The following is a 17,469-nucleotide window of genomic DNA, read 5'->3' as shown; positions in this document are numbered from 1 at the left end:
CATACCTCCACCCGCGGAGGGTCGTCAGTCGTTCTGCGGGAACCCGAGGTTGAGGCCCCCGTGGCTCGGGTCGAGCCAGCGCTGGGTGACCGCCTTGGTCCGGGTGAAGAAGTGCACGCCCTCGATGCCGTGGGCGTGGGTGTCGCCGAAGAGGGAGTTCTTCCACCCGCCGAAGGAGTAGTAGGCCATCGGCGTGGGGATCGGCACGTTGATGCCGACCATGCCGACCTCGACCTCGTGCTGGAAGCGCCGGGCGGCACCACCGTCGTTGGTGAAGATCGTCGTGCCGTTGCCGTAGGGGTTGTCGTTGATCAGCTGCAGGCCATCGTCGTAGGAGCCCACCCGCACGACCGAGAGCACCGGGCCGAAGATCTCGTCGGTGTAGATCGACATCTCCGGCGTCACCCGGTCGAAGAGCGTCGGCTTCAGGAAGAAGCCCCCACCCAGGTCCCCCGCACCCTCGCGCCCGTCGATGACGAGCTCCGCGCCGGCGGCGACCCCCTCCTCGACGTAGCCGGTGACCTTGTCCAGGTGCGCGCGGGTGACGAGCGGGCCCATGTCGGACTCGCCCATGCCGTCACCGGTGCGCAGGGTGCGGGTGCGCTCGGCGATCTTGGCGACGAGCTCGTCGGCGATCGCGTCGGTCGCGAGCACGACCGAGATGGCCATGCACCGCTCTCCCGCCGCACCGTAGCCGGCGTTGACCGCGGCGTCGGCGGCCAGGTCGAGGTCGGCGTCGGGCAGCACGAGCATGTGGTTCTTCGCGCCGCCGAGCGCCTGGACGCGCTTGCCGGCGGCGACCCCGCGCTCGTAGACGTAGCGGGCGATCGGCGTCGACCCGACGAAGGAGACCGCCTTGACGTCGGTGTGGTCGAGCAGCGCGTCGACCGCCTCCTTGTCGCCGTGGACGACATTGACCACGCCGTCGGGGACCCCGGCCTCGCGCCACAGGTCGGCGATGAGGTTGACCGCGGTCGGGTCCTTCTCGCTCGGCTTGATGACGACGGTGTTGCCCGTCGCGACAGCCACGGGGACGAACCAGAGCGGCACCATGGCCGGGAAGTTGAAGGGCGAGATGATCGCGACGACCCCGAGCGGCTGCAGGATCGAGTAGGCGTCAATGCTCGTCGAGACGTTTTCGGAGAAGCCGCCCTTGAGCAGCTGCGGGATGCCGCAGGCGAACTCGACGACCTCCTGGCCGCGCGAGATCTCCGCCTTGGCGTCCTCATAGGTCTTGCCGTGCTCCGCGGTGATCGCCTTGGCGATCTCGTCCTTGCGCTCCTCGAGCAGCTGCCGGAAGGCGAAGAGCGCCCGGACGCGACGGGCGAGCGAGACGTGGCCCCACTCCTGTGCCGCCGCCTTGGCCTTGGCCACGACCTCGTCGACCGTGTCGGCGCTGGCCAGGTCGAGGGTGCCGGTGACCTCACCGGTCGCGGGGTTGTAGACCTCGCTGGTGCGGCCGGGCTCCCCCTGCCACGACTGGTGACCGACGAGGTGGGTGATGCGACCGGGCGCGGTCGTGGTGGCGCTCATCTGTGCCCTCCTTTGGGCAACGGCGGACTTTGTCCTTACATACTAACAACTACCGAAGGGGGCGTCACCCCCCTTCGTCGGGCGAAGGGGAGCCTCAGGGCAGGGCGACGTCGACCGGTCGTCCGCTCGCCAGGGACTCCATGCCGGCGGAGCAGACGAGCGTCGAGATCCACCCGTCCCGGCTCGTGGCACCCACGACCTCGCCACGCAGGCTCGCGTCGATCCAGGCCTGGACCTCGAGGTCGTACGCCCGCTCGAAGCGCACGCGGTAGTCGGGCACGATCGGCCCACCCCACGTGCCGGCCGCGCCGTCGTGGCCCGCGGTCGTCGTGTAGACCTCGCCCCACGGGCGGCCGATGATCGCGCTGCCGTCCTCACCGACGGCCTCGACGCGGACCTCGTAGCCGGTGCGGCTGTTGACGAAGACCTCGTTGGTCACCACCGCGCCCGACGCCATCCGGAAGATCGAGATCTGCGGGTCGACCACCCCGTCGAGGGCGTGCCGCGTCGGCGTCGGGCCGATGACCTGGACCGAGGCGATCTCCTCGCCGAGCAGCCAGCGCGCGCAGTCGACCTCGTGCACGAGGGAGTCGCGCACGATCATCTCGGAGCGGAAGTCGGGGTTGGGCACGGACAGGTTGCGGTGCGTCTGGTGCAGCACGAGCGGGCGACCGAAGCGCCCGTCCGCGAGCATCTCGTGCAGCCGCACGTACTCCGGGTCGAAGCGCCGCATGAAGCCCACCTGCACCAGGTCACGTCCACCGGCGCGCTCGGCCTCGACGACCCGCCGCGACGAGTCGCCGTCCATGGTGAGCGGCTTCTCGCACAGGACGTGGACCCCGCGCTCGATGCACGCGAGGAGCTGCTCCTCGTGGACTGACCCGGGCGAGGCGAGCAGCACCGCGTCGACACCCTCGTCGGCGACGAGGTCGAGCGGGTCGGCGTGCACCCGCACCGGGCCGCCGGCCCCGCCGAGCTCGTCGGCGAGCGCCTGCGCCCGCTCGACGTCGGGGTCGGCGAGCGCCACCAGGCTCGCGCCGGCGATGCGGGTGGCCAGGCGGCGGGCGTGGTCGGCCCCCATGAGGCCGACGCCGACGACCCCGACGCGAAGAGAGGTCACCGCAGGCTCCCTTCGAGGCTGCTTCGTCGCACCTCAGGGACCGGTGGGCGAAGAGAGGTCACTGCGGCTCCTCCTCCTGCACCTGGGGCTTGCCCGGTCCGGCGAGCTGGACCTCCGGGTTGTCCGGGTCGACGGTCTTGCCGGGGTCGACGTCGCCGAGCTCGTGCTTGAGCGCGTCGAGCTCCTGGCCACCGGCCATCTCCGCGGTCAGCTGGTCGAGCGTCAGCTCGTCGCGGTGCGCGTCGAGGGTGAGCCGACCGAGCTTGAGGATGATGAAGTGGTTGCCGACGAGGTAGGCGTGGTGCGGGTTGTGGGTGATGAAGACGACCCCGAGGCCGGCATCGCGAGCCTTGGCGATGTACTTGAGGACCACCCCCGACTGCTTGACGCCCAGGGCCGCGGTCGGCTCGTCGAGGATGATGACCTTGGCGCCGAAGTAGATCGCGCGGGCGATGGCGATGCACTGCTTCTGCCCACCCGAGAGGCCACCGACGGGCCGGTCGAGGTCCCCGATGTGGATCCCCATCTTCTGCAGCTCCTCGTCGGCGATGCGTCGCATCGCCCGCGAGTCGAGGAAGGGACCCTTGCGGATCTCGTTGCCCATGAAGAAGTTGCGCCACACCGACATGAGCGGCGCCAGGGCGAGGTCCTGGTAGACCGTCGCGATGCCCAGGGCCTGCGCCGCGCGCGGCGAGGCGAGGTTTCGGCTCACCCCGTTGATCTCGAAGGTGCCCGCGGTGTGCTCGTGCAGGCCGGCCATGATCTTGATGAGCGTCGACTTGCCCGCGCCGTTGTCGCCGAGAACGCAGGTCACCTCACCCGGGTAGACCTCGAGGTTGACGCCCTGCAGTGCGTTGACGTTGCCGTAGGACTTGCCGACGTCCTGCATGACGACGAGGGGCTGGACGTCGGCCGCGCGCCGCGGCCCGGTCTGCGTGCTCATCGCGCATCCGCCTTCTTCTTGACGTAGAGGTTGACCAGGGTGGCGAGCAGGAGCATCGCGCCGAGGAAGGTGTAGAACCAGTCGACGTTCCACCCCGCGTAGTTGATGCCCAGGCGGGTCATGCCGAAGATCAGCGCGCCGAGGGCCGCACCGACGACCGAGCCGTAGCCACCGGTGAGCAGGCAGCCACCGACCACCGCGGCGATGATGTAGATGAACTCGTTGCCGACACCCTCGCCGGACTGCATCACCTGGTAGTTGAAGAGCAGGTGCATGCCGAGCATCCACGCGCAGAAGCCGACGGTCATGAAGAGCCCGATCTTCACCGCCTTGACGGGGACACCGACGGCGCGGGCGGCGTCGGCGTCACCACCGACGGCGAAGATCCAGTTGCCGATGCGCGTGCGCTGCAGGACGAGGGCGCCGATGACGACCATGACGAGCCAGTAGACGACGAGGGCCTTGATGTTGACCGGCCCGATCGACACGCTCCACGCGAAGACCCGCTGGGCCGACTCGAAGCCGTCCATGTCCGAGATCGTCGGCGTCGAGACGGTCCCACCGACGAGTCGGGTGACCGCGAGGTTGGCGCCCTGGAGGACGAAGAAGGTCCCGAGCGTCACGAGGAAGCTCGGCAGCCCGGTGCGCATGAGCAGCCAGCCGTTGAAGGCACCGACGGCGAGCGAGAAGACGAGGGCCGCGATCACCCCCATCCAGACGTTGAGCCCGAAGTTCCACGCCGTGAGGGCCGCGCAGATGCCCGACGCGGTGGCGGCGACACCGGTCGACAGGTCGAACTCGCCACCGACCATGAGCAGCGAGACGCCGACGGCCATGATCCCGATGGCCGAGGCCTCGTAGAGGATCGTGCCGGTGTTGCCCAGGCTGCGGAAGGACGGGGCGACGGCGAGGAAGAGGGCCATGACGGCCAGGGCCCCGATGAGGGCCCCGACCTCCGGTCGGGCGAAGAGGAGGCCCATCCTCCCCTTCGCCACGACCCGGTCATCGGCCTCGGGGGCGATCGAAGGTGCGGTCATCGGTGGATCAGTCCTCGAGCAGCAGATCGACGTTCTTGTCATCGACGAAGGCGGGGCCGGTGAAGCTCGGCTCGCCACCGCCGACGGACGCGCCCTTGTTGACGCGCAGCCACAGCGAGTCGACGGCCTGGTAGCCCTGGACGTAGGGCTGCTGGTCGACGGCCCACTCGATGTTGCCGTCCTTGATCTGCTGCAGCGCCTCGTCGTTGAGGTCGAAGGTCGCGACCTTGGCCTTGCTGCCGGCCTCGTCGACGGACTTCTGGGCGATGAGGGCGAAGGGGGCCCCGAGCGTCAGGACGTGGGTGATGTCCTTGTCCTGCTGCAGCTTGGCGGTGATCGTCGACTGGACGTTGGCGGTGTCGGTGCCCTTGACGTAGATCTTCTCCGACTTGTCGAAGGTCGCGGCGACGCCCTTGCACCGGGACTCGAGGCCGACGTGGCCCTGCTCCTGGATGACGCAGAGGGTCGTGCCCGCCTTTTCCTCCGTGAGCCGCTCACCGGCGGCCTCGCCGGCGAGCTCGTCGTCCTGGCCGAAGAAGGACAGCGCGCCCATCTCCTTCCAGTCGTCCATGCCCGCGTTGAGCGCGACGACGGGGATGTCGGCGGCGACGGCCTTCTCGACATTGCCCTTCATCGCCTCGGGCTTGGCGAGGGTGACGGCGATGCCGTCGACCTTCTTGTCCGTGGCCTGCTGGACGAGGTTGGACTGCCCGGCCCCCTCGGGGTTGGCGGTGTACTCGAGCTTGACGTTGTTCTTCTTCGCGGCGTCCTCGGCCCCCGCACGGACCTGGTCCCAGAAGGTGTCTCCGGGCTCGGCGTGGGTGATGAAGGCGACCGTCATCTCAGGGGTGTCGACGCCGCCACCGCCACCGCCGCCTCCCTCGTCCGTCTGCTTGCCCCCGGAGGAGGAGGAGCAGGCAGCCAGGGCGAGAGCGGCCACGGCCGATGTCGCGACGACGCTGACGCGGGTGATACGGGACATGGGTCCAGCCTTTCTTCATCTCTCCCGCTCCGTTGCGGGGGACGTCGGGGAGCGGCGCCCGGGTGGCGCCGGCTTCGATTCAGTTGTGAGTGTCGCTGTCCGGTGTGCCGGACGGCGGGAGATCCGCCGGGGCGAGATGCGTTCGTTGCCGGGACTTCGCCTGCTCGTACTCGGCCCGCGCGGCGCGGGTGCTCTCGAGCTCGCTCACCTCGCCGACGGGCACGTCCCACCACGAGCGCGAGTCGGGCCCGAAGACCATGGGGTCGGTCTCGACGTGGATGACGACGGGTCCGCCGTCGGCCGGGGCCGCCTTGGCCTCGCGGATGGCGGCCTCGAGGCCCGCCCGGTCGTGCACCTCGATGACGTGCGCGCCGAGCGAGCGGGCATTGGCGGCGAGGTCGACGGGCAGCCGGTCGCCGTCGAGGCGGCCCCCGTCGCCCCGGGCCCGGTAGGCGGTGCCGTAGCGCTGGCTGCCGAGCGAGGCCGACAGCGACCCGATGGAGTGGAAGCCGTGGTTCTGCACGAGCACGACGATGACCTTGGTCCGCTCCTGCACGGCCGTGACGAGCTCGGTCGGCATCATCAGGTAGCCGCCGTCGCCGACCATCGCCCAGACCTCACGGGTCGGGTCGGCCCACCGGATGCCGATGGAGGCGGGCACCTCGTAGCCCATGCAGGAGTAGCCGTACTCGACGTGGTAGCCGCGCCGGTCGCGCACCCGCCACGTCTTGTGCAGGTCGCCGGGCATCGACCCGGCCGCGCAGAGCACGACGTCGCGCGCGTCGGAGAGCTCGTTGACCAGTCCCAGCACCTCGCCCTGGGTGAGCAGCCCGTCGGCGAGCGCATCGGTGACCTCGGGCGACGGGTGGTGCGCCGCCTCGACCTGCGCGTCCCACTCCGCCCACAGCCGGGCCTGCTCCTGCCGGTGGTCGTCGGCGACGGACCAGCCGTCGAGGGCGGCGGTCAGGGCCGTGATCGCCTCGCGGGCGTCACCGACGACGGTCAGGCCGGAGTGCTTCACCGCGTCGAAGGGGGTGATGTTGAGGTTGACGAAGCGCACCCCGTCGGCGGCGAAGGCGGTCCGGCTCGCCGTCGTGAAGTCCTGGTAGCGGGTGCCGATGCCGATGACGACATCGGCCTGCGCCGCAACGGCATTGGCGGCCGTCGTGCCGGTCGACCCGACCGCTCCGAGGAGCTGCGGGTGGCCGTGGAGGAGCGACCCCTTGCCCGCCTGCGTCTCGCCGACGGGAATCCCGGTCGCCTCGCACAGCGCGGCGAGGGCGTCCTCTGCGCCGGAGTAGTGCACCCCACCGCCGGCGACGATCATCGGGCGCTGCGCCGAGCGGATGATCTCGGCGGCGGCCGCGATCCGCGAGGCCTCGGCCGGCGGCCGGGCGATGTGGTGGGTGCGCTCGGCGAAGAGCTCGACCGGCCAGTCGAAGGCCTCGGCCTGCACGTCCTGCGGCAGCGAGACCGTCACCGCGCCGGTCTCGGCTGGGTCGGTGAGCACCCGCATCGCGGCGAGGAGGATCGCCGGCAGCTGCTCGGGCCGGCGCACCTCGTCGTAGAAGCGCGAGAGCGGGCGGAAGGCGTCGTTGACGGTGAGGTCGCCGCCGTGCGGCTGCTCGAGCTCCTGCAGCAGCGGCCCCGCGGCCCGGGTGGCGAAGGTCGAGCTCGGCAGGAGGAGCACCGGCAGCCGGTTGATCGTCGCGAGCGCGGCTCCGGTGAGCATGTTGGTGCTGCCGGGGCCGACCGAGGCGGTGCACGCCCAGGTCTGGAGCCGGTCGCGCTGCTTGGCGTAGGCGACGGAGGTGTGGACCATCGCCTGCTCGTTGCGGGCGAGCACGTAGGGCAGCGCGGGCCCGCCCTCGCCGGCGGCGAGCTCCTCCTGGAGCAGGGCCTGGCCGACGCCGGCCACGTTGCCGTGGCCGAAGATGCCGAGCACCCCGGCGAAGAGGCGCTGGCGCTCCCCGTCGCGCTCGCTCCACTGCGCGCCGAGGAAGCGCACCACCGCCTGCGCCACGGTCAACCGCACGGTCGTCATCGCGCCTCCTCGGTTCCTGAGGAAGTCGCGCAGCGACTGTCTCGAAGGGCCCAGGTCTCCCGGATCGCGCCGTGCGCCGGGTCGTCGCAGATCAGCCAGGCCCGCTCGGGGCCGGGGCCGGCCATGACGTTGAGGTAGTAGAGGTCGGCGTCGGGCGCGGCCATCGCAGGGCCGTGCCAGCCGTGCGGGACGAGCACGGTGTCACCGGTGGCCACCTCGACGAGCACGTCGATGGGTCGCCCCTCCGCTCCGTAGACCTGCTGGTAGCCGACGGGCTGGCGGCCGTCCTCGCGGTCGGTGCCCCGGGTGAGCGGCGCCCGCCCAGCGTCGGCGTCACCGACGGACTGGGTCTCGAAGTAGTAGATCTCCTCCAGCTCGCTCTCCTGACCGGGCCGGTCGGTGTCGTGCTTGTGCGGCGGGTAGGAGGACCAGCCGGCGGCAGGCGTCACGACCTCGCAGACGAGGATCTGCTCGGCGCCCGGCAGCGTGTCGAGCATGCCGAGACCGCGCACCTCGCGGCGGCACGCCCCCGCTCCGCGCTGCTCGACGGGCACCCCGTCGGCGCCGAGCACGGCGACCTCGCGGCCCCCACCGCTCGGGTCGTCGACCCGGGCGCCGCAGACCGCGACGCGCGCCTCTGCGGCGCCGGTGTTGGTCAGCTCCAGGGCTGTCCCCGCAGGGGCGTAGAGCACGTCGGTGGGGCCAGCGAAGACGCTCGGGCGACCGGCCAGCACGTGCTCGGCGCCGTCAACGGTCACGCTCACCCCGCCGACGAGCGGCACGACGAGCGCCTCCTGACCGTCGAGCCGGTGGCCGACGGACGCACCCGGCGCGAGCACGGCCACCCGCAGGCTGGTGTGCTGCCAGCCGTCGATCTCGTCGGTGACCTCGACGGCCCAGGCACCTCCCTTCGGCGCGAAGGGGAGGTACCACCGGTCGTTGTCGGCTCCGGTGCGAGGGGCGTGGCTCATGCGGCGCCTCCGTGGACGAGGTCGGCGGCGATGTCGACGGCGGTCGCGACGTCGCCGTCGGGCGGGTAGAGCAGGGCGCGCCCGACGACGAGCCCGCGCACCTGCGGGAGGGTCAGCGAGCGGCCCCATGAGGCGTAGGTGTCGCGGGGGTCGCCCTGGGGGTCGCCGCCGAGGAGCAGCGAGGGCAGGGTCGTGGCGTCCATGACCCGCTCCAGCTCGTCGACGACGGGCAGCTTGAGCCAGGTGTACGCGCTCGTGGCGCCGAGCCCGGAGGCGACGGTGATCGAGCGGATCGTCGAGTCGGGGTCGAGGAGGTTGACGACCTTGCCGTCGCGACGGGTCGACCAGAAGGGCTCGACCATCGCCATGGTCGAGTGCGCGGCGAGCTCGGTGACCGCCCGGGCACTCGCCTCGAGGGTGGCGACGCTCGCCGGGTCGTCGAGGTCGATGCGGGTGAGCATCTTGCCGCCGTCGATGCCGCGGGCGACGATCTCGGCGGCCGTGTGGCCGGTGAAGCGGTCGTCGAACTCGAAGGAGGAGCCCTGCAGGCCACCGCGGTTCATCGACCCGATGGCGACCTTGCCCTCGAGCGCCCCCATGAGCAGCAGGTCGTCGAGGACGTCGGGGGTGCCCAGCACCCCGTCGACGCCCGGCCGCGACAGCGCGGTGGCCAGGCGGCGCAGCAGGTCCGAGCGCGAGGCCATGGCCATCGCCTGACCCCGCACGCCCAGGGCGCCGCGGGCCGGGTGGTCGGCGGCGACGAGGAGCATCCGGCCGTCGTCGGCGAGGAGCGGGCGTCGGGTGCGGGCGGCCCAGCCGCGGGCGATCGCGCCGGGGTCGGTGGCCCGGGTGCCGGTGATGTCGGCGATGTCGACCGCGACGGGGCGCGTCGCCCCGGTGACCGGCTGCGTGCTCATGCCCGGGCTCCCTTCGTGGCCCACGTCGCCAGGCCGGCCTCGACCTCGGCGACCGTGGGCATCGCGGTGCTGCACTCGAGCCGGGAGGCGACGATCGCTCCCGCGACGTTGGCGAACTCGAGGATCCGCCGCAGGTCCCAGCCCTCGAGCAGCCCGTGGACGAGGGCCCCGCCGAAGGCGTCACCGGCACCCAGTCCGTTGACCACCTCGACGGCGAAGGGGGGAAACTCCACCCGCTCGTCGGCGGTCGCGGCGAGCACCCCGCGGGGGCCCTGCTTGACGATCGCCAGCTCGAGTCCGCGCTCGAGCAGGGCGTCGGCAGCGCGCTGGGGGTCGGTCTCGCCGACGGCGACCAAGCACTCCTCGCGGTTGCCGACGGCGATGGTCGCGTGCTCCAGGGCGCGGCCGACCTCGTGGGTCGCCTCGCTCGGATCGGCCCAGAACATCGGCCGGTAGTCGAGGTCGAGGACGGTGTGCTCGGCCCGGCCACGCGCGGCGTAGGCCACGTGGTGGGTCGCCCGCGAGGGCTCGGCGCTCAGCCCGGTGACCGTGGTCCAGAAGACCCGCGCGCCGCGGATCGCCTCGAGCGGCAGGTCCTCCTCGGTGAGCATGAGGTCGGGCGCGGTCGGGTAGCGGTAGAAGTACAGCGGGAAGTCGTCGGGCGGGTGCACCTCGCAGAAGGTCACCGGGGTCGGTGGCCCGTCCCCAGTGATCGGGGTGATGAAGTCACCGGCGACACCGAGGCGCTCGGCCTCGGCGCGCACGTAGCGGCCGAAGGCGTCGGCCCCCGTCTTGGTGATGAGGGCGGCCGACCGGCCGTGGCGCGCGGCGGCGACGGCGACATTGGTCGCCGACCCGCCGAGGAACTTCTCGAAGGTGCGCACCTCCTCCAGCGGGACCCCGTGGTCGAGGGGGTAGATGTCCACCCCCGTCCGGCCCATGGTGATGAGGTCGTGCATCAGGCCAGCCCCCCCTCTCGCTGGTCGAGGTGCGAGGAGCTCTGCGACGAGCCTCGAGACCCCTCGACCACCCGCGCGACCTCACTCAGGTACCCCACCGACTCGCGCACGTCGGCGACCGGGTCCGCGGCCCCCTGCGGCGTGACGGGGTCGGCGGGGTCACCGGCCAGGACGGTGTCCTGCTCGAGGACGTACCAGCCGCCGTAGCCGGCGGTCTCGAGGGAGGCGACGATGGCGGCGATGTCGACGTCACCGCGACCGAGGGCGACGTACATGCCGGCCGCGACGGCATCGGTGTAGCTGGCCGAGCCGTCCTGCACCTTGCGGGCCCAGGCGAGGTCGACGTCCTTGAGGTGCATGTGGGCGATCCGTTGCGGGTGCTCCCGGGCGACTCGCACTGGGTCACCCCCGCCGATGAGCAGGTGACCGGTGTCGAGGCAGAGCCCGATGCGGGAGCCGGCGAGCACCCGGTCGGTCTCCTCGCCGGACTCGACCATCGTCCCCACGTGCGGGTGCAGCGTGGCCGTGAGGCCTTGCGCCGCAGCGGCATCGGCGATCCGGTCGAGGTTGGCCAAGAGCGTGGTCCAGCCCTGCTCGTCGAGCTCGGGGCGGGCGTCGTAGCCCTCCGCGCCGGTCGCGGCGGCGATGACGACCGTGGTCGCCCGGGCCGCGACGAGGCCGGCCATCGCGGTCTCGACGGTGCGAAGGGGGTCGATCGCCGGGTCGTGCAGGACCACCGGCACGAACTGCCCGACCGCCGCCAGTCCGTAGTCGGCCAGCGTGTCAGCCTTGGCCTGCGGGTCGTCGGGGAGGAACCCGTCGGGCCCGAACTCGGTCGCCGCGATGCCGAGGTCACGCATCTGGGTCAGCACGGTCGGCGGCTCGTGCTGCCAGCCCCAGCCGGGGACCTCGCACACGCCCCAGGAGATCGGGGCGGCGGCGATGCGCTCGGTGAGCGGGGGGCGCGTGGTGGCGGCGATCATGGTCACAGTCCTCGGATCTCGGTCATGGCGACGGGGCGGCGCTCGGCGCGCGAGAGCTCGCACGCCTCGGCGGTGCGATAGGCCTCGAGCGCGTCGGCGATCGTGCAGGGGCTCTCGCGGCGGCCGGCGGCCACCTCGAAGAAGGCGGTGAGCTCGGCCCGGTAGGCCGGCAGGAAGCGCTCCATGAAGGACCAGCGCTGCGGGCCGCGGGGGAAGTCGACGTCCGGCTCGGCGCTCACCATGGCCAGCGAGTGGTCGAGGCCGGCGGTGATCGTGCCGCGCTCGCCCATGACCTCCATGCGCACGTCGTGGCCGCCGCCGTTGTAGCGGGTCGTCGACATCAGGACGAGGGTGTCGTCGTCGAGGGTGAGCACCGCCGCCCCGGTGTCGACGTCGCCGGCCTCGGCGAAGAAGTCGGCGCCCTTGTTGGCGCCCTTGTTGGCGCCCACCGCGTAGACGCTCGCGATCTCGCGGCCGGTGACGAAGCGGACCGCGTCGAAGTCGTGGACCCCGCAGTCGCGGAAGATGCCGCCCGAGGTCGGGATGAACTCCGCCGGCGGGGGCGCCTGGTCGTGGGTGTTGGCCCGGATCGTGTGGACGAAGCCGAGCTCGCCGGAGGCGACGGCCTCCTGCGCCCGGCGGAAGCCGACGTCGAAGCGCCGCTGGTGCCCGATGTGCACCGGGACCCCGCTGCTCGCCTCGAGACGGGCCAGCTCGATCGTCTCGTCGAGGCTGCCGGCAGCGGGCTTCTCGCAGAAGGTGGGGACGCCCCCTTCGACACCGCGGCGGATCCACTCGGCGTGACCATTGGTGGCGGTGGCGACGACGAGGCCGTCGAGGTTCGCGGCGAGCAGCGCGTCAGGATCGACGACCTCGACCTGCGCCCCCGAGCCGGCCGCCCGCAGCCGGGAGGCGACCTCGTCGGCGATGCCGTCGCGGGCGTCGGTGATGACGAGGGTGTCGACCTCCGGCAGCCCGACGAGGGTCTCGGCGTGGAAGGCGCCGATCCGGCCGAGGCCGACGAGTCCGATCCGCATCCGGGGACGCTCCTTTGCGTGGTTCGTGCGGGGTGTGCGGGTCACTCTTCCCCACGCCCACACGCCTGTCAACAGTTTGTCAGGACATACTGACGTATGGCTGTCATGCACCCCGCCGCGTATGCTCCGACCATGTCAGCGATGCAGCTCGAGGTGGTCATCGACCGGGAGTCCCCGGTGCCGCTGTACCACCAGCTCGCCGAGCAGCTGACCGCCGCGATCGACGACGGACGCCTCGAGCCCGGCGACCCTTTCGAAAACGAGGTCGCCCTCGCGGGGCGCCTCTCGCTCTCCCGGCCGACCGTCCGCCGGGCGATCCAGGAGATGGTCGACCAGGGGCTGCTCGTGCGCCGCCGGGGGCTGGGCACGACCGTCGCCAACCGCAAGGTGCACCGCAAGGCCCGGCTGTCCTCGCTCTTCGACGACCTCGAGGCCGAGGGGCGCGAGCCGCGCACGAGCGTCATCGAGATGGAGATGCGCACCGACGAGCGGGCCGCCGCGGCACTCGACCTCGCGGCCGACACCGAGATGCTCTCGGTGGTGCGGGTGCGCTCCGCCGGCGACCAGCCGCTGGCGATCATGCACAACTGGCTGCCGCCGGCCCACGCCGAGATCACCCTCGAGAGCCTCGAGGCCCAGGGGCTCTACGCGCTGCTGCGCAAGCGGGGGGTCAAGCCGGTCGTCGCGCGCCAGTCGATCGGTGCGCGCATGCCGACGGCCGCCGAGCGGCGGGCGCTCGGGCTGCGCTCCGGCCAGCCGGTGCTGACGATGACCCGCATGGCCTTCGACGCCTCGGGGGCCGCCATCGAGTTCGGCGACCACGCCTACCGCGCCGAGGACTACACCATCGACCTCATGCTCGACGAGCGCTGAGTCACCAGGGCTTGCTGAGTCACCAGGGCTTATCGACGCCGGCGCCGGAGCTGCCCTTCTCCTCGCCCTCTTCCTCGCGGCGGTCGGTCTCGGACTGGCGCTGACCCTGCTGGTTGCGCTCCTCGAGCTCCTTCTGCTTCGGGTCCTTCTTCTCCTCGTCCTCGCCCTCGCCGTCGTCGCCCTTGTCCTCGGGCTCCTGCGGCTCCTCGGGCTGGGACCTGCCGGTCTGCTCCTCGAGCTTGTCCTTCTGCTCCTGCTGCTTGCGGCCGGCCTCACCGCCGTTGCCGTCGTCGCTGCCGTCGAGACAGCCCTCGGGGCCCTCCTCGATGAGCTTCAGGGCTTCCTCGGCCAGCGACTTCTCCTCGTCCTCGTCACCGGCCTCCTTGGCGGCATCGGCCTGCTGGGAGATCGTGATGACGAGGTTGGTGCGCACCGTGCAGTCGTCCTGCGGGTTCTTGGTGCGATCCAGCGCGGTCTCGAGGTCGGCCCGGCCGCCCTCGAGGTCACCGTCGATCGACTTGCCGGTCCCCTCGACGAAGGGCGCCCGCCACCGCTCGACGATGTTGAGCGGGTGGAGGCGGTCGGCCGCCTTGACCATGCCGGGGCCGTCGTCGCCGCCGTGGGCGTCCTGCGCCTGCCCGATGAAGACGGGCAGGGTGAGGAAGCGGATGGCCAGGACGACCAGGACGATCGCCGGGAGGATGGTCGCGAGGATCATCCGGCGGCGGCGCCGCAGCCGCGGCTCGATGGGTGCCGTCATGGCGTGCCTCCTGCCTCGACCCGCCGCAGTCGGCCGATCTCGCGCGTGGTGACGAAGAGGTCGATGAGCAGCAGCAGCGACATGAGCAGGGCGAAGACCCAGATGAGCGAGGTGTAGGTCTCGATGGCCGCGCCCTCCCCTTCGACCGTCGTGCCGGGGTCGGCGTCCTCGAGGGCCGGGGCGATGTCGCCGCCGGCGCGGTGGGTGTAGGGCACGCCGAGCTGGTCGGCGATCTCCTCGAGCTGCTTCTCGTCGATCTTGCTGACGCCGGGGTTGCCCTGGCTGTCCTTGATGTCCTCACCGGTCGTGCCGTCCGCCGAGGTCGACGCCATCCGGCCGCCCGCCTCGGTCCCGTAGCCGAGGACGGCGCCACCGTCGACGAGGTCACCCAGGTCGAAGGGGGTCGGCTCCTCGCTCGCGGTCTGCTCGCCGTCGCCGAGGTAGAAGACGACGCGCGAGCGCTCGGGCTGGCGCTCCTTGGCCCCCTCGAGGGTGAGCTTCAGCCGCTCCTGGGCGACGGTCACCGACGACCCGCCGGAGTAGAGGCTGTTCTCGGCCCGGAGGTTGTTGGCGGCCGTCTTCAGCGCATTGGTGTCGGTCGTGAGCGGCATCGTCACGCGGGCGGTGTAGTCGAAGGTGATGATGGCGAAGCGTGCCCCGGGCATCTCCTCCTGGATCTTGGCCATGTCCTCGCGATAGCCCTCGAGGCGGGTCTTGTCACCGTTGTGGTCGCGCGCCATCGCCGAGGTCGTCGTGTCGACGACGAAGAAGACGCTGACGTCGGAGGCGGCCTGACGGGCGATCGCGCCGTTGACGGCCGGGCCCATGAGGGCGACGACCATCGCCACGGCGGTCGCGAGCCGCAGCCCCCAGCGCACCCGGTGGTGGGAGTCGACGAGCAGGCGCCACAGGGTGAAGCCGACGAGGAGCAGCCCGAGGACGACGACGATTGGCCAGGGCAGGACAGGGTGCCAGCTCATCGGCGCCACCTCCACAGCAGCGGGTAGAGCACGACCAGGCCGATGAGGCTGAGCACGAGCCACACCCGCGGCAGGTCGGTGCGGACATGGACCGGCGCGACATCGGGCAGCCGGGCGGCCTCGAGCTTCTCGATGTTCTTGGTCACCTCTTCGGTCGCCCCGGGCTGGTCGAGCCCCCAGGTCCGGCCCCCGGTCTCCTCGGTCGCGGCCGAGAGCTCGGTGTGGTCGCTGCCGATGGCGAGCGGGTTGAGCGCGTAAACGCGGATCTTGCGCTCCTTGGCCAGCTCGGTCGCCTCGTCGAGGGTGTAGACCCCGTCGCCGTGCACGTCGTTGTCGGTGCCGAGGATGATCGCGCGAGGGCGGTCCTCCTCGGCGTGGTCGAAGTTCTGCACACAGCTGGCGAGTCCATCGGGCACGAGCGAGCTGGCGAGGATGCGCTCGTTGAAGGTGCCCGAGGTCGGGTCGTACTCGCTGCCGCCGAAGAGCGTGAAGCCCTCGGCGTAGCCGGCCAGCTGCTCCGAGACGAGGTCGTAGTCGTCGGTGAGCGGGAAGGCGGTGACGGCCTGGTTGTTGAAGAGCACCAGCCCGATCCGCTCGCCACGGAAGCTCTTGACGATCTCGGAGAAGTTCTCGAGCACGGCCCGGTCGGTCGAGTACATCGAGCCGGAGACGTCGAGGCAGAGCATGATGTCGCGGTTGTTCTTCTCCGGGTCGATCGTCTCGGTCGTACCGGGGCGACCGGCGGCGACGGCGAGCGGCAGGAGCACGACGGCCAGCAGCGCGGCGATGCTCGCGAGGCGCACCTTCTGCCGCCCGATCGCGGCGCGGTAGGCCGGCAGCCGGGTCAGTCGCCGTGAGTGGGCGACGAGCACCGCGTCGCGGGCGGCGGTGTCGCGCCCGGCGCGCCACCAGCCGAGGCCGGCAACCGCGAGGACGGCGAGGACCAGGAGCAGGGTGAGCCACCAGAAGGCCAGACCCATCACGACCACCCCCCGACGACGTCACGCGCGGCCTTGGCGGAGCGGGCGAAGCTCGGCGGGTCGGCCTCGGCCTGACCGAACTGCCGCGGGTAGTACTCCTCGATGAGCTGGGCCAGGTGCGCCGGACCTCGCTCACGCAGGTCGGCGGCGGTCATCGTCTCGGCCTTGAGCCCGCTCGCCTTGCTGACGAAGCCGCGCACGATCTGCGACAGCTCGTGGTGACCGGCGCGCGGCGAGGTCTTCTTGGCGGCGACCGCCGCCTCGACCTTGTCGATCCGGGCGAGGGCGTCGCGGCGCAGCTTGAGCAGCGCGGCGGGCGGCAGCGAGCCGGAGCCTCCCTCGGACTCGGGGGCGCGGGTGAGCAGCCAGATCCACACGGCCCACACGAGCAGCCCGAAGATGATGAAGAAGCCGAGCACGGGCCAGATGACCGAGTAGCCCTGCGGCTCGAGGTAGATCGGGTCAGCGTCCACGACGCCTCCTCTCGAGCATCTTGACGATCATCGGGACGACCTCGTCGGTGTGACCGGCGCGGGCCGACGAGACGTCGGTGCGCCGCAGCATCGCCTCGATGTCGTGGCGGCGGGTGCTCTCGGACCGGGTGAAGGCGGCCGCGAGCTCCCGGTCGGAGAGCAGCAGGTCGGGCAGCGGGTGGTCGACGGCCACATCGCGCACGAGGGTCTCGGGGTCGACCCCGAGCGGGTCGAGGTCGGCGACGTCGACCCAGATCACCTCGTGCCGCAGGCGAAGGGAGCGCAGCGTGTCCTCGACCTCGGCGGGCTCGACGCCGTCGTCGGCGACGACGAGCAGCACCTTGCGGCCCTTGACGTTGCGGGTGATGTGCCGCAGGAGCCCGGGCAGGTCCGAGGAGGGCGAGTCCGGTTGCGAGCGCGCCAGGGTCTCCTGCAGCAGGTGCTCGAGGTGACCCTCGGAGCTGCGGGCGCGGGTCGCGTGGATGCGTCCGGGGGCACCGCTGATCATCGCGACGTCGTCGCCGTGCCGGATCGCGAGCCAGCCCAGGACCCCGGCGGCGAGGACGGCGATGTCGCGCTTGGGCTCACCACCGGCGGCCGTCGCGGCCATCTCCCGGCCGGCGGGCATGACGATGATGAGCGAGAAGTGGCGTTCGGCGACATAACGCTTGATGAGCATCGAGCCGTGCCGGGCCGATGCCTTCCAGTCGATGTCCCGGATGTCGTCGCCGACCGCGTACTCGCGCAGGTCGTCGAAGTCCATCGAGCGGCCCTTGTGGACAGAGGCGTAGCCGCCGTCGAGCAGCGCGACCGACCGGCGTCGGACGTGGATCGACAGCTTGCCCTTGACCTTGTGGACCAGACGCGTCATGACGTC

The 17,469-nt window shown here is 71.6% G+C and carries 17 protein-coding genes; 1 reads left to right on the top strand and 16 read right to left on the bottom strand.

All coding sequences use genetic code 11. The annotated features are described in order from the left end of the window. Positions 1-24: 24 nt before the first annotated feature. The 11 genes from B9B60_RS09165 to B9B60_RS09115 all read right to left on the bottom strand — a co-directional run bounded on the left by B9B60_RS09165 (position 25) and on the right by B9B60_RS09115 (position 12,526). Positions 25-1,533 (bottom strand): CoA-acylating methylmalonate-semialdehyde dehydrogenase, encoded by a 1,509-nt coding sequence (locus B9B60_RS09165; protein ID WP_084451085.1) that lies wholly within the window; start codon positions 1,531-1,533, stop codon positions 25-27. A gap of 94 nt (positions 1,534-1,627) precedes the next feature. Beyond that, positions 1,628-2,653: a Gfo/Idh/MocA family protein gene (locus B9B60_RS09160; RefSeq protein WP_084451083.1), complete on the bottom strand. Its 1,026-nt coding sequence runs from the start codon at positions 2,651-2,653 to the stop codon at positions 1,628-1,630. 58 nt (positions 2,654-2,711) lie between these two features. Beyond that, positions 2,712-3,596, bottom strand: a complete 885-nt coding sequence (locus tag B9B60_RS09155) for an ATP-binding cassette domain-containing protein (RefSeq protein ID WP_084451082.1) — start codon at positions 3,594-3,596, stop codon at positions 2,712-2,714. After that, a complete protein-coding gene (locus B9B60_RS09150; RefSeq protein ID WP_084451080.1) occupies positions 3,593-4,633 on the bottom strand; it encodes an ABC transporter permease in 1,041 nt (346 codons plus the stop codon). Before B9B60_RS09150 ends, B9B60_RS09155 begins: the two co-directional genes overlap by 4 nt. A 7-nt stretch (positions 4,634-4,640) precedes the next feature. After that, complete coding sequence (locus tag B9B60_RS09145) at positions 4,641-5,615, bottom strand: substrate-binding domain-containing protein (RefSeq protein WP_084451079.1); 975 nt, start codon at positions 5,613-5,615, stop codon at positions 4,641-4,643. A gap of 79 nt (positions 5,616-5,694) precedes the next feature. Continuing rightward, complete coding sequence (iolD, locus tag B9B60_RS09140) at positions 5,695-7,659, bottom strand: 3D-(3,5/4)-trihydroxycyclohexane-1,2-dione acylhydrolase (decyclizing) (RefSeq protein WP_084451077.1); 1,965 nt, start codon at positions 7,657-7,659, stop codon at positions 5,695-5,697. Continuing rightward, on the bottom strand, positions 7,656-8,630 hold the full coding sequence (iolB, locus tag B9B60_RS09135; RefSeq protein WP_084451076.1) for a 5-deoxy-glucuronate isomerase: 975 nt from the start codon (positions 8,628-8,630) through the stop codon (positions 7,656-7,658). Before iolB ends, iolD begins: the two co-directional genes overlap by 4 nt. After that, positions 8,627-9,547 (bottom strand): Cgl0159 family (beta/alpha)8-fold protein, encoded by a 921-nt coding sequence (locus B9B60_RS09130; RefSeq protein WP_084451074.1) that lies wholly within the window; start codon positions 9,545-9,547, stop codon positions 8,627-8,629. Before B9B60_RS09130 ends, iolB begins: the two co-directional genes overlap by 4 nt. Continuing rightward, positions 9,544-10,506 carry a 5-dehydro-2-deoxygluconokinase gene (iolC, locus tag B9B60_RS09125; protein WP_084451073.1) on the bottom strand — a complete coding sequence of 321 codons (963 nt, stop codon included), beginning with the start codon at positions 10,504-10,506 and terminating at the stop codon, positions 9,544-9,546. The genes B9B60_RS09130 and iolC overlap by 4 nt, the downstream gene beginning before the upstream one ends. Next, positions 10,506-11,489 (bottom strand): TIM barrel protein, encoded by a 984-nt coding sequence (locus B9B60_RS09120; RefSeq protein ID WP_084451071.1) that lies wholly within the window; start codon positions 11,487-11,489, stop codon positions 10,506-10,508. The genes iolC and B9B60_RS09120 overlap by 1 nt, the downstream gene beginning before the upstream one ends. 2 nt (positions 11,490-11,491) lie before the next feature. Beyond that, complete coding sequence (locus tag B9B60_RS09115; RefSeq protein ID WP_084451069.1) at positions 11,492-12,526, bottom strand: Gfo/Idh/MocA family protein; 1,035 nt, start codon at positions 12,524-12,526, stop codon at positions 11,492-11,494. 141 nt (positions 12,527-12,667) lie between these two features. On the opposite strand from B9B60_RS09115, the gene B9B60_RS09110 reads away from it, so the two are divergent. Next, a complete protein-coding gene (locus B9B60_RS09110; protein WP_159451185.1) occupies positions 12,668-13,399 on the top strand; it encodes a GntR family transcriptional regulator in 732 nt (243 codons plus the stop codon). 19 nt (positions 13,400-13,418) lie between these two features. On the opposite strand, the gene B9B60_RS09105 is transcribed toward B9B60_RS09110, so the two are convergent. Genes B9B60_RS09105 through B9B60_RS09085 form a run of 5 tightly spaced genes read right to left on the bottom strand, consistent with a single transcriptional unit; the run spans position 13,419 to position 17,463 of the window. Then, the gene (locus B9B60_RS09105; protein ID WP_084451068.1) at positions 13,419-14,159 is read right to left on the bottom strand and encodes a hypothetical protein; all 741 of its coding nucleotides are present in this window, start codon (positions 14,157-14,159) and stop codon (positions 13,419-13,421) included. Then, the gene (locus tag B9B60_RS09100) at positions 14,156-15,139 is read right to left on the bottom strand and encodes a vWA domain-containing protein (protein ID WP_143445517.1); all 984 of its coding nucleotides are present in this window, start codon (positions 15,137-15,139) and stop codon (positions 14,156-14,158) included. Before B9B60_RS09100 ends, B9B60_RS09105 begins: the two co-directional genes overlap by 4 nt. Next, the gene (locus B9B60_RS09095; protein WP_143445516.1) at positions 15,136-16,119 is read right to left on the bottom strand and encodes a VWA domain-containing protein; all 984 of its coding nucleotides are present in this window, start codon (positions 16,117-16,119) and stop codon (positions 15,136-15,138) included. Before B9B60_RS09095 ends, B9B60_RS09100 begins: the two co-directional genes overlap by 4 nt. Continuing rightward, positions 16,119-16,592 (bottom strand): hypothetical protein, encoded by a 474-nt coding sequence (locus B9B60_RS09090; protein ID WP_084451062.1) that lies wholly within the window; start codon positions 16,590-16,592, stop codon positions 16,119-16,121. Before B9B60_RS09090 ends, B9B60_RS09095 begins: the two co-directional genes overlap by 1 nt. After that, positions 16,582-17,463 carry a DUF58 domain-containing protein gene (locus tag B9B60_RS09085; RefSeq protein WP_084451061.1) on the bottom strand — a complete coding sequence of 294 codons (882 nt, stop codon included), beginning with the start codon at positions 17,461-17,463 and terminating at the stop codon, positions 16,582-16,584. The genes B9B60_RS09090 and B9B60_RS09085 overlap by 11 nt, the downstream gene beginning before the upstream one ends. Positions 17,464-17,469 lie beyond the last annotated feature (6 nt).

The organism is Janibacter indicus (genome assembly GCF_900176385.1).
Taxonomy (GTDB): domain Bacteria; phylum Actinomycetota; class Actinomycetes; order Actinomycetales; family Dermatophilaceae; genus Janibacter; species Janibacter indicus.
The sequence above is the reverse complement of the archived record's forward strand: the minus strand, read 5'-3'. Positions and strand labels throughout refer to the sequence as shown.